General features: G+C 62.1%; 8 protein-coding genes. All 8 read right to left on the bottom strand.

Translation table 11 applies throughout. The features are described 5' to 3' along the window. Positions 1-1,485 carry a sugar transferase gene (locus JOF46_RS19240; protein WP_209910226.1) on the bottom strand — a complete coding sequence of 495 codons (1,485 nt, stop codon included), beginning with the start codon at positions 1,483-1,485 and terminating at the stop codon, positions 1-3. 649 nt (positions 1,486-2,134) lie between these two features. Then, positions 2,135-4,774, bottom strand: a complete 2,640-nt coding sequence (locus tag JOF46_RS19245) for a helix-turn-helix transcriptional regulator (protein ID WP_209910229.1) — start codon at positions 4,772-4,774, stop codon at positions 2,135-2,137. Beyond that, on the bottom strand, positions 4,771-6,867 hold the full coding sequence (locus JOF46_RS19250) for a helix-turn-helix transcriptional regulator (protein ID WP_209910232.1): 2,097 nt from the start codon (positions 6,865-6,867) through the stop codon (positions 4,771-4,773). Before JOF46_RS19250 ends, JOF46_RS19245 begins: the two co-directional genes overlap by 4 nt. A gap of 152 nt (positions 6,868-7,019) precedes the next feature. Further along, a complete protein-coding gene (locus tag JOF46_RS19255) occupies positions 7,020-9,779 on the bottom strand; it encodes a helix-turn-helix transcriptional regulator (RefSeq protein WP_342592511.1) in 2,760 nt (919 codons plus the stop codon). A 150-nt stretch (positions 9,780-9,929) separates the two neighbouring features. Beyond that, positions 9,930-12,059, bottom strand: coding sequence for an Ig-like domain-containing domain (locus tag JOF46_RS19260; RefSeq protein WP_209910235.1), 2,130 nt, complete (start codon positions 12,057-12,059; stop codon positions 9,930-9,932). 284 nt (positions 12,060-12,343) lie between these two features. Further along, positions 12,344-14,152 carry an ABC-F family ATP-binding cassette domain-containing protein gene (locus tag JOF46_RS19265; RefSeq protein ID WP_209910238.1) on the bottom strand — a complete coding sequence of 603 codons (1,809 nt, stop codon included), beginning with the start codon at positions 14,150-14,152 and terminating at the stop codon, positions 12,344-12,346. An 18-nt stretch (positions 14,153-14,170) separates the two neighbouring features. Beyond that, positions 14,171-15,112, bottom strand: coding sequence for a 4-(cytidine 5'-diphospho)-2-C-methyl-D-erythritol kinase (locus tag JOF46_RS19270; RefSeq protein WP_209910240.1), 942 nt, complete (start codon positions 15,110-15,112; stop codon positions 14,171-14,173). Further along, complete coding sequence (rsmA, locus tag JOF46_RS19275) at positions 15,109-15,990, bottom strand: 16S rRNA (adenine(1518)-N(6)/adenine(1519)-N(6))-dimethyltransferase RsmA (RefSeq protein WP_209910243.1); 882 nt, start codon at positions 15,988-15,990, stop codon at positions 15,109-15,111. The genes JOF46_RS19270 and rsmA overlap by 4 nt, the downstream gene beginning before the upstream one ends. Positions 15,991-16,113 lie beyond the last annotated feature (123 nt).

A 16,113-nucleotide genomic window follows, 5' to 3' on the forward strand; every position in this document is an offset into this window, starting at 1 on the left:
TTAGTATGCACCTTCCGGTTTGATCATGACCTTCACGGTCCGCCACATGATCATGAGGTCCCCGGTCACCGACCAGTTCTCCACGTAGTACAAATCGAGGCGGATGCTTTCATCCATTGGCAGGTCCGAACGTCCGCGGGTCTGCCATAATCCCGTGACGCCTGGCTTGATGTACAGGCGCCGTTCGGTGGCTCCCTCGTACTGGGCCACTTCGCTCGCCAACGGCGGACGGGGGCCCACCAAGGACATGTCGCCCTTGAGGACGTTGAACAGCTGGGGCAATTCATCGAGAGAATACTTGCGCATCCATCTGCCCGCGCCGGTGATCCTCGGGTCGGCCTTGTGCTTGAAGAGGTAGCCGTGGCCCTCGTTTTCGCCTTGGAGGCTTTCCAGTTGGTCCTCGGCATCAACCACCATCGAGCGGAACTTGTACATCTTGAACGGTTCCCCGCTGCGGCCAACCCGATACTGGGAGAAGAAGGCCGGGCCTTCGCTGTCTTTCCTGACGGTGATTGCCAGGACGGCCAGGACCGGGGCGAGCAGGATCAGCGCGGTCCCCGACAAGACGATGTCCATGGCGCGTTTGACCACGTGGTGCCCGCCGTCGAAGTTGGGCAGGTCCACATGCATCAGTGGCAGGCCCTCGACCGGGCGCATCCTGATGCGGGGGCCTGCGACATTCGTCAGGCTCGAGACCAGGATGATCTGGGTGCGTGATTCTTCCAAACGCCATCCCAGCTTGCGGATCTCTTCGTTGCCGGCACGCAGCGAACCGGCGACGATGACGGCATCGGCCCCCGTGCTGGCCACCACGTTTTCCAGGTTGGCCAGGCCCGCGCGTTGCAGGTAGGCCGCACCGTGCCCGGGCACCACCTCTTCGTCATAAACCGCGCCTACGACCTTGTAGGCCGCACCGGAGTGCTGGGCGAGCCGTTCGGTGACATATCGGATATCCGGTATCTGGCCGACGACCACCACGTGGGACAGGAAGTGCCCGGACTTGGTGCTTTGCCGCGTCAGCCATTGGCGCCAGAGCCACCGTTCCAGCAGCAGCGCCATCAGCCCGACGGGGTAGACGGCCATAAGGATCCAGCGGTTCTCCAGCGAATTGGTGAGGATGATGGCCATGGCGGTCCAGCCTGCGGAGACTGCAGTGGCATCGACAACACGCTTGTATTCCATGGCGCCTGCGCCGATGCGCTGCAATGATCGGGTGCGGTAGAGCGCAAGCAGAAGCATCCAGAACATGGCCGCGACGGCTATCTCCAGCATCCCGGTGCTCGCGACTCCGGGAAAGGCCATCGAACCGATGGCGGATACCAACACGATGGTTGCTACATCCGTTGCGGTTAGTCGCCACGTGAATCTGCGTCGCCACGCCCTGGCGGGTGCTTCGACCGTAATCGCCTCGGTGCGGGCGCGCACGTTGGCGCGCACCGGCCACCAACGCGAGGCCGCATCGAATGACTCGTTGATGTTGGTCATGTGAGTGGTCCTTCGCCATGAAACGGGCTCATGGAAATTGCACGCACACGCGAACAGAATGCGCTGTACATTGTTCCCCAAGTCCCCAAGTTTTGTCCTACAGGTTGTAGTAATTCCCCAATGTCGATCTGTGTCGAGCTTAGTTCTGGCTCGTTCCGGGTACACGCGTAAACGACTACTCGAATCGGTTCCAGGAGGAGCCAAGTAGACACTCGGGTCTTACGTGCGTACCGATCCCGAAGGTTCATACCTGTGGATCCCGGACAAGGAAAAACCCCGGCAGAACGCACCGGGGTGGTTTTTGCGGAAGGAGCCGGCGGTTGCTGGGGGGTCGATCACGCTCGAAAGCGGATCGCCAACCGCCGACTCCAGTCCTCATGATCAAGTGGTGCCCCTCTCTTGGGGACCACTTGCCCCCTTGCCCTGTTCCGGCTCTGGAACCATGTTCCAGGCGGGGGCACCTGACAAGGTCTCTGCCGGGAACAGAATTCCTCGGGGTAACTCAAATACTAGGCAGGAGCCGTCGCCGGCTCACGCGTACGCCCTACCTGATTGTCGGCTGGCCACTACGCGGATTCCGGCTCACGGCTACTCGGTGAAATTCGTGCCTTGGCCACGGCGGTGCCGGCAGCGAGGCGAGGACGGAAAATTAGGCATCCGCTGCACCCAGTTCTTCCCGACCGCTGATGCCGAGCTTGGCAAAAACCCGATACAAATGACCTTCCACGGTCCGCTGGGACACCGTCAGTTTTCGAGCAATCTCCCTGTTGCTCTTTCCTTCCCGCACCAACGAGATGATTTCTTCCTCGCGTCTGGTCAAGCTCCGCTCATGCAACGCCGGTCGCAGCGGTCCCCAGGCCGTCCCACCCAGTTCCTGGATCCACATGGCCAAACGACGAAGAACGAGCCCACGCCGGCGTTCATTGCCTTCTGTGGCAAGCCCATGCAGGGATGATGCCAACAGTTCCGCACCCAATCCCGTTTCGCCCACCGAGTAGAGCTCCTCGGCCAACCGGTCGACCTCTTCGGCCCCTGCCAAGGACGTGAGCTCGAGCGCCGCCGAAAGGGCACTGCTTCTTTGCGAAACGCCCTTGACGCTCAACTGCCGCAGCCGTTCGCACCCGTTGGGTCCGTCGGCGGAAAGCTGCATTTGCCAGCGCATCAGCAGCAATTGGTGCTCGGTGTGCTCATGCCGTTCTTCCCTGGCACGAGCAATGAGTTGGTTCAGTCGGTCCGTGTTGGCCGGGGTCGAATCCAGGGCCAGATAGCCTTCGGCGAGGAGCTTCGCATCCACGTTTTCAAGCCCGTGGTAACCACTTCGCAGTGAGGTTTCCCGGTATTCGGGTGTCTTCCGGTCCTCGGCCTCGTGAAGCTGCGCGTATTCGAAAGCCTCCAGGGCTTCGGCCAATTCGTACAGCTGGTCCGGGTCGTTGATGGCGAGCTCCGCGCGAGCTTCGGACAGCAGCCGTCCGGCGCGTAGCCAGCGTCCCTGCTGAACGGCGGCGAAGCCTGCCCAAAGATGCAAGGTGCCGCTCCAGTGCATCTGCAGGCTCGGATGGGCGCCCTCCCGATACGACGCAATTATTCCCACGGCATCGTAATCCCCCACGGCGATCAATGCCCGCAGGGCGGTAGTCATGAATTGGTAGCCGTCCATCGACTCTGCTTCCGAGTTTGCCCGAATCATGTCCAGGGCCTCAAGTGCGGCATCGGCCGCTTCAACGAACCGGCCCAGGCCCAAAAGCACCCGGCAGCGCACGTCGCGGCAGTTCAGGAATTCCACGCTCCCGGCGATGCTCCGTCGTTCGCAGTCCAGGGCATGGTCCAGGACGGCTGAAAGATCTTCCCGTGCCCGGAACTCCAGCCAGAGGTTCAGGACCTCGATCCCGAACCGGGACTTTTCGAGGGCCCCCGCTTCCTGCCTCGATCCACCGGAGGCAATGGTCTCGGTGCGCTGCGCCCAATCACCGACCAGCGAGCCGATATCGTTGGTGGAATCGCCTTCTTGCCACAGTGAGCTTGCCTCCACCGATTTGAGCTCGCTGATCAAGGCAAGGTCCGTTGTCTGTGTCAGGGCGTGCCTGATGGTTTCCGTCAGTAGCTGGTGTTGTCCCATGCCCAGCATGGAACGCGCGGCGAGAAGGGCCAGGAAAGGGTCCTCTTCCCAAACCCCCGTGAGCTGGCAGAGTTCCCAGGCCTCGATGAAGTCCATGTTCCTGTTGGCAAGGTCGATGGCGTCCACGAATCTCTCGTAGGAGACGATCTCACCGCTTTCGCAGGCCCACAGCAACGTCTTCGGGGAGGTGACCAGTTCGGAGACCTGGGCCGAAAAGCGCTTCCACAAGGCTGCGCTGCGCCCCGGCGGGACAAGATCGCGCAACGCGCGCGAGTAAATCGGCGCAGATATTTCGATTCTTGAATCATCGACATAGCGGACAAGGCCTGTGCCCACGAGCCTCCCCACGTCGGTGCCCGAAAATTGCTGAAGCGTCTTCGCCTCGGCGGGTCCCCCCAGTGCCAGGATTTCCAGTGCCTCGGCATCATCAGCGTTAAGTCGCTTTTGGATTTCCGACACCACGGAACTCAGATGAACCCGATCGCTCACCTGCGGTCCGGTCAGCACCAACCAGTCGGTCGACTCCACGACGAGCCCCTGTTCGATCCCTGCCCGAAGGAACGCATCAATCAGCATCGGGTTTCCACCGCATATTGAGGCAATCGCCCTGGCCGAAGTGCTGGTGGGTGGCTTTCCGAAGACCCGTTGCACGTGCTCGGCCACTTCACTGGGTGTAAGTGCACTCAGTGAAAGGTGACCCAGCCTGGCGCCAAGCTGGGTACTTGCCACCACCGTTTCAATGTGACCATCTCCCACGGCCAACAGAATGAGTTTGATGGTTCCGGCCAAGGCCAATTGCGAGAGCACGAAGGCGCTCGCGGCGTCGAGGAATTGGGCTTCTTCAACGACAACCAATTGCTTGGAACCCGCAGTCGATTCGAGGCGCAGCGTCAGGTAGCGCAGTAGCGCCAGCTCCCCCAGAGGTGCATCGAATTCTATGAGCAAAGGCGAAAGTGCGCCAAAGGCGCCTTCACCCAGTATGGGGGAACACAGCAAATGCACCGCATCCGCGAGTTCATCTCCCAATACTTCCTGGAGCAGCTGCCTCTTTCTGCTTCCGATCGGCCCGGAAATGACAACGCCCGTGGATTCCGTTCGGTCCAGCAAATCGCGCAGTTCCTGACGGAGATCGCGCGCAGGAGATTGGTCGGATTCAAATCCAGGAATTCTCATGGGGCAACTCGGTCCTCGACCCGCAATGTCGCGACGAGGGTGCTCAGTTCCCTCCGTCCTCCCAATGCCAGCTTGGAATATATTTGATAGAGGTGCCCTTCGACGGTGCGAATGGAAACACCAGCGTCGCGCGCGATTTGCTGGTTGTTCAGACCTTGGGCCGCGGCACTCGCGACAAACTTTTCCCGCTTGGTCAGGACCTCCAGCACGGGGTTGTCCTGCATCATGCGTTCCACGTCTTCGGTGCCCGTACGCACCGCATTTCCCTTTCGGCGCTGCTTCAGCCAGCCGGCAACGGCCAATTTCCCCGCGACCGATATGTCGGCAAGGATCTGGTTGGACCGGGGCAAGGCAAAAATTGACAGGTCGTCGCCGACCAGCAGGTCCAGCGCATCAAGAACGCGCTGCTCCCGGTTCCCGTTGCTTCCCGTGAGCAGCAGTTCTAGCGCTTTTTCCAGGGGTGACCGGTCTTCGGCATGCACGTGGCCGGCGGCGGGCCAGTCGACCGTTGCGCCATGATGCAGCGCGACCAAGGTGTCCATTGTTTCGCGCCTTTTGGGCGATCGCGGCGGCAAGTCAATGAGGGAAGCCCGCGCGGCACTGGCATCAGCGGAGGCCAAGAGCTCACTGAACCACCAGCGAGCGCCACTCCAACGCTCCTGGAAGTCGAGGGCATTGCTGGAAGCCGGCTCGTCCTTGGTGCGCAAGTGGAAAAGCATCGATTTCACAAGCCAACGGTCATAGCCCGCGTCGTCCCGTTCAATTTGTGCAAGCACCGATTCCAATACCTGTCGGTCGTTCCCGGGCCTATCACCAACGACATTCAAGATGCAGTTGACCATGGCGAGGATTTCGAAGATCGCGGGGGGGATATTGTCCAGGAATTCGTTGACAATGCATTTGAGATATGTTTTTGCCCGCTGCATCTCCCCGCAAATCAGACACTGCCGAAGTTGTCCCAGCAGCAGGCCAAGGTTCCGGGTGAAACCTTCCGGGCTGCTGGAAAGTTCATCCACCAAGCGAGACTCCCCGGCGATGAAGTCGTGGAAATTCCCTTCGACAGGCACTGCTTCCGTGTTCAACTCATGGCTGTCGATGCGCGGCTCCGGATGAAGAACTCCCGCAAGGAGCGGGGAACTGAGCACCACCAGTTGTCGCTGTCCCCGATGCCGCTGGGCAAAACCCCAGCCGATGAGGTGGTCCAGGTCCATGAGTTCGTCGTTCACCAGTCCACGGATGTGCATGGGTTGCTCAACTGCGATCCGCGCCAATAGGTTCCTCTGCGACACGGTCAGAATCGCAATTTGCGAAAGTGCCATGGACTCCAATTGCCCATCCCTGGGCCAAGGCCCTGGACCCAGCACCAAATATCCCTCATGGAGAAGAAGCTTTCCACAGGCAATCGCGTCTTGACCCAAGGCATGCAACCAACCTGGATTTCCTTGGCTCTGGTGCCACACGGCCGCCGTGACCATGGGCGTGGGAATGGCGTCGAATTCCTTCTGCAGGGCCGCATGGACTTCGTCAATGCGAAGCGCCCCGAGCCGGATTTCGCGGTGTCCACGACCACTGCTGACGGGTGCGAACTCAGGCGGCAGGAACTCGGCCTGTTCGGCCATGACAACCAGGAGAATGCTTCTGTTGTGGGTCATCTGGGCGAGAACCGCCCGGGACGGAGCATCCAATAGTTGAGGATATTGGACCACGACCACCGGACGCTGGCCGTGGATGGTGGCGTGCTTCGAAATCACCCGCATGACACTGGTCGGGCTTATTTCTTCGTTGGACCCCAGCTGGGCAAGCAGGAAAGCCAATGCCCCATAGGTCAGGTGCTGCGCATACGGCGTCCCGATGACGTGGATTGGCTCGGCCAGGCCGACAACCATTCGCTGGACCGCGCTCACCATGGTCGCCCGATCATCGCCGTGCTCCCCAAGGAATACGATCGAGTTGGTTTTGGCATCACCAAGTGCCGACTGCAGCTCCCTCAGGCACTGCCTTCGTGGTGAGTCCCCAAGTAGTTCGGCAAAAACCGATTGTCCAGACACCTCGGCATTATTCGAAATTTCTGCATGCCAAGAGAGTTCCATCATGCTGTTCACCCGTTCCCCAATTCCGGTTAAACCTGCCATGGACCTTCCCCAAGTAAGTCCATGACAGCCCTGTCGCCATCCTACGGCGCTTCGCTCGGCCACGCACCAGTAGCGAATACACTTAGTCCACTCGTTCGCTTTGCCCGCGGTACTTAAGTATTCCTCCCCCCAATGTCGGACTCCACGCCGGAGCCGGAAGTCGCGTCCAGAAAAATCTGGATCAGTGCTTCGCGGGACGCCACGTTGAGCCGCTGGTATATCTGGTACAGGTGGCCCTCAACGGTCCGAATTTTCAGCTGCAACCTGTCAGATATCTCGCGGTTGCTGGCGCCGGTGGCAGCTTCAGCGACGATCATCCGCTGTCGCCGAGTGAGCAAGGAAAGCACACTGCTTGCCGAGCTCCTGGCGGACACACCCATGGGTGCGCCAGCGCTCTCCGGCGCTGTCTTCCGTGGTGCCGAAGTGATGCCGGATCCGGATCGAGCGAACATTACCTCAATTGAATCGGCAAATGAGGGATGGCCCAACCCGCGAAGTGCACTGAGTACTTCCCGTTGCAACTCCCTGTTGCTTCCCTCAAAGCTTTGCACCAATGCGGCAACAAGCTCCGCCACCGGGCCATCGATTCGTTGCGCACATTCAAGCAGTTGCGTGTCACCTTCTCGGTGGCCCATTCTTAGCAACGACATGCGCTGGGCAAGCTCAAGGCCGAGGTCGCCGTGCGCGGCGCTCGCGGTTGCGCCGGCAAGCAGACCGGCAATTGCCTCGTCCACATGGCCAAGGTGGAAGAGCGCATCGGCTCGCAACATGGCAACCGTCTGGCCGGACTCCCAAGCGGCGACAGCGGGCATGACGTCCAGCTCAGCGAGGAAGCGCTCGGCAGTTTCCCGATCCAGGTATGAGGCCGCCACTGCAGCCGCGGCAATCGCCAACGGCAAGTACCCTGCGGTATCTATCGTTCGCAATTGTTCGATCTCGACGGTTATCAGCTCCAACGCCTCTCGAGGGCGCCCGCCCAACACGCTGTTGAGCGAAGAGTACAGGCCATTGATATCGGTGATCCGTGGAGACTCCTCGCCGCCAACCCACGCCGCATCAATGAGCTCGACGGCACTTTTCCATTCGCCGCAGAGCAGGTACAGGTCGACGAGATGCAGCTTGACGCTTTGTCCAACGGCCGGAGGGAGCGACTCCTGTCGCAGCGAAAAAAGCAGTTCACGTCCGCGTCTGACACCTTCCCTGACCTCGCCACGGCGCACCGAGTGCAGGTTCTGGAAGCACTGCCACCTGAGCTGGTCCTGCTTCCCCAGCAGCGGGTGGATGTAAGCTGCCCCGTCGAGGGCAAGTCGTTCACCCAGGCGGAAGCTGGTTTCGGCTTCCAAGAGATCAAGTTTTCCTCGCAGTGCCAGAAAATCCGTCCGGTTTCCCGGCTCGCTGGAGTACCGCGCATCAATATCGGCTCGGGCGCGCGCCACACCCTGTCGGAAGGCGTCGCTTGGTGAACCGAGCCGCAGCGAGTCGAGCGCCATCGACGCCAGTTCCAGGCGGATCAGGTCGACCGGGCTGTGTACATGTTCCGGAACTCCGGGAGCCGACAGCCCCGTCCCCGGCTCATGACGCAAAAGAGAGAGCATTTCCCGGGCCCGTTCACGTTGGCCACCGCGGACCGCCGCCTCCAGTGCCAACAGCCGCGCGTCTAGCGGAGGGTCGTCGAGCGCCGCCAGTATTTGGAGGCACAGCTCGACTTGTCCCTCGGCGTAGGCCTGCTCTGCGGCTTGCATCCGGAGCCGGGCGCCGGAGTCGATCCCGGCGGCCTGTTCCCATTTCAGAAGGACCAGGGGTGTCAGAACCCCGTCTGCCCCCGGTGTGTTCCGCATTTGCTCTAGGAGTTCCAGTGCGATGCCAGGCGCAGTGTCCTCGGCAATGCACTGGCCACTCAGTCCCCCGCGCAGCCGCACCTTGCGCGCATACTTCCCGCGAATCTCGAGTATGCCCTCGGAAAAGATTGAATCCACGGCCTGCCCGGGGTTGAGCGCAACCAGGAGGCTGAGGGGGATCTCCTCGGAGAATGCCAAGAAGCGCAGTACCCGTTGTTCCGGCGTCGAGAGTCTTCTGAGCTTTTGAACCACCAGACCGCGGCTGCGCGGTCCCGGCGGACCGGCAACGCCATGGACCACCCAGGATTTTTCCGCGAATTCAAGATAACCCTGTTCGCGCCAGTCGTGGGCAACTGCAGCGAGCATGTGTATCTGCCCCGCCGAGGCACACCACAATTGGTAGGTGGCCGTCCGGCTGATCTCAGCCCCCAAGGCCTTGGCCAGCAGATCATGGGTCATGCCCAAGGTCAGGGGATACAGCCTGACCGGTTGCAGGTCGACGGTGGAGCCAAGGTCATTGCCTGTCCCGGGCTCCGCCGAGTCTTGCCCATCGGCGATGCATAGCAGCGAGATGCTGCTCGCCAACGTCAGCGATGACAGGAATGAAATGCTTGATGCTCCAAGCCGCAAGCCGGCGGGGATGAAGATCATCACATGCCGCTCACCGGCCCTCGCATCCAGGAGCGCCTTGACCACGCCGAGTTCCCGGTACCGCGATTCTTCGCCCAGTCCCTCCAACCGACGCAGTTTGCCGGCGAGCTCCATGGAGGTCTGGTGGCGTTCGGGATGCTCGAGGTCGATAATGAACGCCCTGTCCTGTAGCTTCCGCATCACGGCCTTGGCAAGGGTCCGCTTTCCGACTCCGCTGGGTCCCTCAAGCAAAGCTCCGGGACCATTGAGTACCGCCCCAATGGTCTCTTCCAGCAATTCGTAATGCGCGAAAACATCCCAATCAAAATCATGATCCGGCATTGTCGCCTGATCATGATTCGGTGGTGATGCTGATGTCGCGGTCCCCAAACCGTTGATCTGCACTGCCCAATCACCTTTGCTCCCGTGGATTAGTCTGTCATGGCAGGGATCGGATTGGTAGAGCGCGTCCCCCAGATCGGCGGCGAGATCTCACTGGGGAATATCCCGCCCCCTTTAGTGGGACCGAGGCTGGCCAAACCGGCAGGACCTCGGTTACCGGTAGGACGCTACGTAAGTTCCGCTGGACGCATCAAAGATTGCGTACTCGACACCCTTTACCGTTTCGACGACAAAATCGACCGCTTCGCCCTTGTTCCGGATCGTGGTTAATGCACCTTCAAGGGAGTTTGTCGGCAGCATCGATTTGAGCATTCCGTGGGTACTCGGGTCGACGTCCAACGTGAACGACAATTCACCTTCCAGCCAATTCGTGGGCTCGAGGCTCGAGGCATTCCGGGCATCGGTCCAGTCCAGGAGTTGCTTGGCCGACACCATTGGAATGGAATTCCGGATGGCGATCTCTATCAGTTCGGCATCAAAACCTGTACTGAAATCAAAGTGGGTGCCGAATGCTCCGTAGAATCCCTCGGAGCCGGTAGCCCTGTCCAAGAGGAGTTCCACCGCCTCGGGATGCCCCGCAAAGACCTCATCCACCAGATGTGTTTCTTGTTGGTACACATTGATGAGAGCGCCGTTCGAGTCGCTGAAACGCATCGGCAGACCGGAGCCGGTCATGAAGCCTGCACGCTCACGGATCCAGGCACCGGGCCAGTAATAGTAATTCATGTCCATTCGAATGCCCCAGCTTCGTTCAATGCTGGCTTGCGTTGACCACTCGCTCCAGGCGATGCAATGCAACCTGTTCCCTGTCTGGGGTGGAAGGTTACGGTACTTTCTCCGGAATTCGCCCATGGATTGCGAGAAGGCCAACGTCAGGGATTTGGCATCCCAGTCTTCACATCCGGTGGAGACATGGGCACCGATATCGAACCCGAGGTCGGTGTAGCTCTTGGCGGCATCGGGAGCGAGCCCCGATTCCGGATACAGCCACGACGTTGCCCGAAAGCACTCCCACTGGTCCACGTAACAACCGTCCGGACTGAGTTCATTCAGGCGACTAAACATTGTGGCTGTTCCATTGTCCGTTCCATGGTCGTCCGCAGACATGACCAAGACAGCCTTGGAGAAATTCGGGAAGTACCAGAATTTGGGCATCGGTCCATTGTCTTGGTTCATGTAGCCGATCAAGTTGGAAAGTAACCGCAGGTGTTCGTCGGCCTGGGGAATATGGGCCTTCGCTAGATCCAGGTAGTCTCGATCGCCGGCACCAAAAAACAGGTCGTTCGGGCGGATGGGCGCAATACCGTCACGTTCCATGCCTGCCCACGCGGGATTCCCTTGCCGTGTAAGAACCGTGGACTTGGCGAGGTTGAATGCGTATGTTGCCACGTTTCCGTGCCCGTTTGTTCCCGGTTTCAACGTGACTGCCGGCGATCTCGGCGATCCAGACGCGGTGCTGCTCAGCGTAGCAATGGCCCGCGTTTCTTTCTCCAGCTCCAACCGGGACGACTCTCCGTGAAATTGAATGGAATCGGCGACGATGCCTTTACCCGGTGCTTTCGACGTGTCGACTTGAAGATATCCGTCGGAAATCTCCGTGCCGTGGTTTTTCACGCCCGCGAGCTCAGCGATAGGTCCCACCGGTTCCATGGCGATGAGGTTGCCGTTATTTTTCTTAACCCACTCGGAGATTGTTCCAGCTGCGACCGAGCCCACGGAACCAGCGCTCAAGATCACCAGCTCGTGGGCTTCCAGGATCTGTGGTGTTAGCTTATCGATGGAGATGGTTTCGAAGTTGTTCAATCCTTCCACACGAAGTATCTCGGCATATTGCGAAGCAAATTCACTGGCTTCATCAATGACCAGCAGGATCGATCCGCCCGGGCCAAATTCGAGGGACGTTTTTTCGGGTACGGAAAAAGTCCATGTGTTCAAATTGCTTCGGCTGTTGTCGGTTGCGGCGTTGCCCTGCACCGAGGCCACATATTTTCCAGGGACCAATCTCTTCGCGGGCTCAAAAATAATGGATCTGCGATCGACGCCGAATTCGAGTTGGCCATTGACAGAGTTCCCCCGCTGGTCGCGTAGCAGCAGACCCAGCCGGCTGGAGTCTTCGTTGATTGGTCGATCCAACCATGCGACCACCGCGGCCTCACGCGAAACGGATTTTGCGCCGTCACGCGGAAAAAGAGAAACGATTTGAGCTTCCTTGGGCACGTGCTTGTAGCCCATGGTGCTAGCAATAAATACCAGCAACCCCAAGAATGCGATTGTTAACAGCACTACTCGATTCGTGTTTCCACGCAAACGACTCATGACGTAATTTCCCCAAATTCACGACGAGCCCCGTCCCCCCATTGGTCCGAGTCTGATCGAGATTACCGACATGAATAACATTTATCAACACTGCGTGTTGACTCATGAAAAGTGCTCGTGAAATGGTGCCGGTCTTTTGCGAGCAACTTGACGGCAGTGCGCGTTTCGAGGGAACAGTCGGATCGGAGGCAGCGGCCCGGCTTCGAACTGGTGTCCGTCCGGGCCCGATGCCTCCGCCGGCCGTCCGGGGACTACTCCCCGAGCGTCTCCGCGGCCTCAAGCCAGGCCATCTCCAGCTCGTCCTTCTCGCTCTGGGCGCCCTGCAGGGTGGCGTTGAGCGTGGCGACCTGGTCGAACTTCATCGCCTCGGATGCCACTGCCATCTCGGTGTGGAGCTTCTTGATCAGGGTTTCGAGCTTGCCCATCTGGCGCTCGACGCGGTTCAGTTCCTTGCGTGCCTCGCGCTTTTCGGCCTCGGTCGGTCCGGCTGCCTCCGGGGTTGCGGCGGGACCGGTTTTGTCCGTGGGGGCCCCGGTGTTGCCGGTGCCGTGCACCCCGGCGCGCAGTTCCAGGTACTGGTCCACGCCGCCGGGCAGCCCGCGCAGCTTGCCGTCGCCCAGCAGTGCCAGCTGGTGGTCGGTGACGCGCTCGAGCAGGTAGCGGTCGTGGCTGACCACCACGAGGGTTCCGGGCCAGCCGTCGAGCATGTCCTCGATGGCGGCCAGGGTGTCGGTGTCCAGGTCGTTGGTGGGCTCATCGAGCATCAGCACGTTGGGCTCGCCGATGAGCAGGCGCAGCAGCTGCAGCCGGCGGCGCTCGCCGCCCGAGAGCTCCTTGACCGTGGTCCACTGCTTGTCGGTGCCGAATCCCAGCTGTTCGGCGAGCTGCCCGGCCGAGACCTCCTTGCCGCCGACCTCGAAGGACATCCGTTCGGCCTTGATGACCTCGATCAGGCGCATGTCCTTGATCTCGTCGAGCTCCTTGACCTCCTGGGTGAGGATCGCGGTCTTCACGGTCTTGCCGCGCTTGATCACCCCGGAGGTGGGTTCGATCTGCCCGTTGAGCAATTGCAGCAGCGTGGATTTTCCGGCGCCGTTGACGCCCACGATGCCCAGGCGTTCGCCCGGGGCCAGGCGCAGGGTGATGTTGTTGAACAGCGGCTTGCCGGTTCCGAAGTCCAGCGAGACGTTTTCCAGGTCAAGGACGTCCTTGCCCAGGCGCGCGGTGGCCATCTTGTTCAGTTCCACGGTGTCGCGGGCGGCCGGCACGTCGGCGATGAGCGTGTTGGCGGCCTCGATGCGGAACTTGGGCTTGGCGGTGCGGGCCGGGGCGCCGCGGCGCAGCCAGGCCAGTTCCTTCTTGACCAGTTGCTGGCGCTTGTTCTCCACCACGGCGGCGGTCTTGTCGCGCTCGGCCCGGGCCAGCACGTAGGCGGCGTAGCCGCCGTCGAACGGATCCACGGTGCCGTCGTGCACTTCCCAGGTCCGCGTGCAGATCTCGTCCAGGAACCAGCGGTCGTGGGTGACCACGAGCAGGCCGTTGGAGTTGGCGCGCCAGCGGTTCTTCAGGTGCTTGGCCAGCCAGGCCACGCCCTCGACGTCCAGGTGGTTGGTGGGCTCGTCGAGCATGATGACCTCGTGGTCGCCGATGAGCAGCTTGGCCAGGGCGACGCGGCGCTTCTGGCCGCCGGAGAGCGAGTTGACCTCTGCGTGCCAGTCGACCTCGCCGACCAGCCCGCCCATGACCTCGCGCACCAGCGGGTTCGAGGCCCACTCGTGGTCCGCTGCCTCCCCCACGATGGCCTCTCCGACGCTCAGCGCCCCGTCGAGCACGTCGGTCTGGTCCAGGTAGGCCACCCGCACGTCGCCGCGCTTGGTCACCCGGCCTTCGTCGGGGCCCATGCGGCCGGCCAACAGGCGCATCAGCGTGGACTTGCCATCTCCGTTGCGTCCGACCATGCCGATGCGGTCCCCGTCCTCGAGTCCCAGCGAGAGCGAGTCAAGGACGGTACGGGTGCCGAAGGACATCGAGACGTTTTCGGCGCCGAGCAGGTGGGCCACGGTGTGGTGCTCCTTTTGTTAAGGGGTTTCGATGACGGAGGGCAGGATGCTGGCGCCGGGGACCGGGCCGTGGACGGACAGCGTTGCCACGCCCGCCTCATCCGAAAGCTGGGTGATGATTTGGGCTGCGTGCTCCGGGTTGCGGGCCAGCAGTGCCAGGGTGGGGCCGGAGCCGGAAACCAGTGCGTGCAGCGCGCCGGCGGCCTCGCCCAGGTCGCGCACCACGCCAAGCTCGGGGGCCAGGGCCAGGGCGGCGCGGGTCATGTCGTTGGCCAGCAGCGGCGCCAGGGCGTCCAGGTCCCCGTCAAGCAGCGCCCCGACCATGGCCGGGTCGACCTCGCTCGGGGTGGTGACCTCCTCGTTGGCGCGCAGCCGGTCGAGCATGCCGTAGACCCTGGGGGTGGACAGCCCGTAGGAGGCAGGGACCAGCACCCAGTCGGTGCGGGTGCGCAGCAGCAGCGGGGCCAGCTCGTCGCCGACGCCCAGGCCGACGGCGGCGCCCCCATGCATCGCGAAGGGCACATCCGCGCCCAGGCGTGCGCCCAGGCGGGAAAGTTCCTCGCGGTTCAGCCCGGTGCCCCAGAGCGCATTGCAGGCCACCAGCGTGGCCGCGGCGTCGGCCGAGCCCCCGCCCATGCCCCCGGCGATCGGCACGCGCTTGGTGATGCACAAATCCACCCCGGCGTAGTGCCCGGTGTGTTCGCGCAGCATCATTGCGGCCTTGACCACCAGGTTGTCGGGGCCCAGCGGGAAGGATTCGGGGTCCGCGACCGCGGTGGAATCGGGGTGCAGCGAGACCTGGATTTCCTCGTCGGTGCGTGCGGTGGCCGAGACATCCTCGTAGAGCGAGACGGCCAGGTACAGGCTGGCCACCGAATGGTAGCCGTCTTCGCGGGGCGGGCCGACCCTGAAATAGCAGTTGATCTTTCCCGGGGCACGGGCAACGACTGTCTGGGTCATGGGGTGCCGGGTACGGATGCGACCTTGGCCTCGGCAATCGCGGCGAATTCGGCGATGCCGAGCTTTTCGCCGCGGGCCTGCGGGTCGACGCCCGCGGCCAGCAGCGCGGCCTCGGCCAGGGCCGGGGAGCCGGCCCAACCGGCCAGCGCGGCGCGCAGCGTCTTGCGGCGCTGGGCGAAGGCCGCATCGATGACGGCGAAGACCTCTTGGCGGGTGGCGGTGGTCTGTGGCGGGTTGCCGCGTTCGAAGCCGACCAGCCCGGAGTTGATCTTGGGGGCGGGCCAGAACACGTTCATGCCAATGACGCCGGCCTTGCGCATGGTGCCGTACCAGGCGCCCTTGACCGAGGGCACGCCGTAGGTCTTGTTGCCCGGGCCCGCGGCCATGCGGTCGGCGACCTCGTCCTGGACCATGACCAGTCCGTGTCGCAGCGAGGGGAAGTGCTCGAGCAGGTGCAGCACCACGGGCACCGCGACGTTGTAGGGCAGGTTGGCCACCAGCGCTGTGGGTGCGTGGGGCAGCTCTGTGACCTTCATGGCATCGGAGAGGATCACCGTGAGGTTCTCCGCCTTCTCCGGACGCATCTCGGTCACGGTCTGCGGCAGCCGGGCGGCAAGCTTCGGGTCGATTTCCACCGCGACGACGCGGGCCGCGGCATCCAGCAGGCCCAGGGTCAGCGAGCCGAGGCCCGGCCCGACCTCGAGCACCGTCTCGGTGGGGTCCAGCTTGGCGGTGGCCACGATGCGCCGGATGGTGTTTCCGTCGATGACGAAGTTCTGCCCCAGCGTCTTGGTGGGGCGCACGTCGAGTTCGCCGGCGAGGCGGCGGATCTCGGTGGCGCCGAGCAGTGGTGGCGGGGTCGATTCTACGGAAGTCACTGTTCAATCTTAGTTCAGGGCCCGGCGCCCGCGGACCGGGGCGTTTGCCCGGGCGGGCCAGGGGTCGATTGGGGGAAATGGCCAATGGGCCCCGCCAGGTGTTGGCGGAACCCATTGGTCAAG

The organism is Paeniglutamicibacter psychrophenolicus (assembly GCF_017876575.1).
Taxonomy (GTDB): Bacteria; Actinomycetota; Actinomycetes; order Actinomycetales; family Micrococcaceae; genus Paeniglutamicibacter; species Paeniglutamicibacter psychrophenolicus.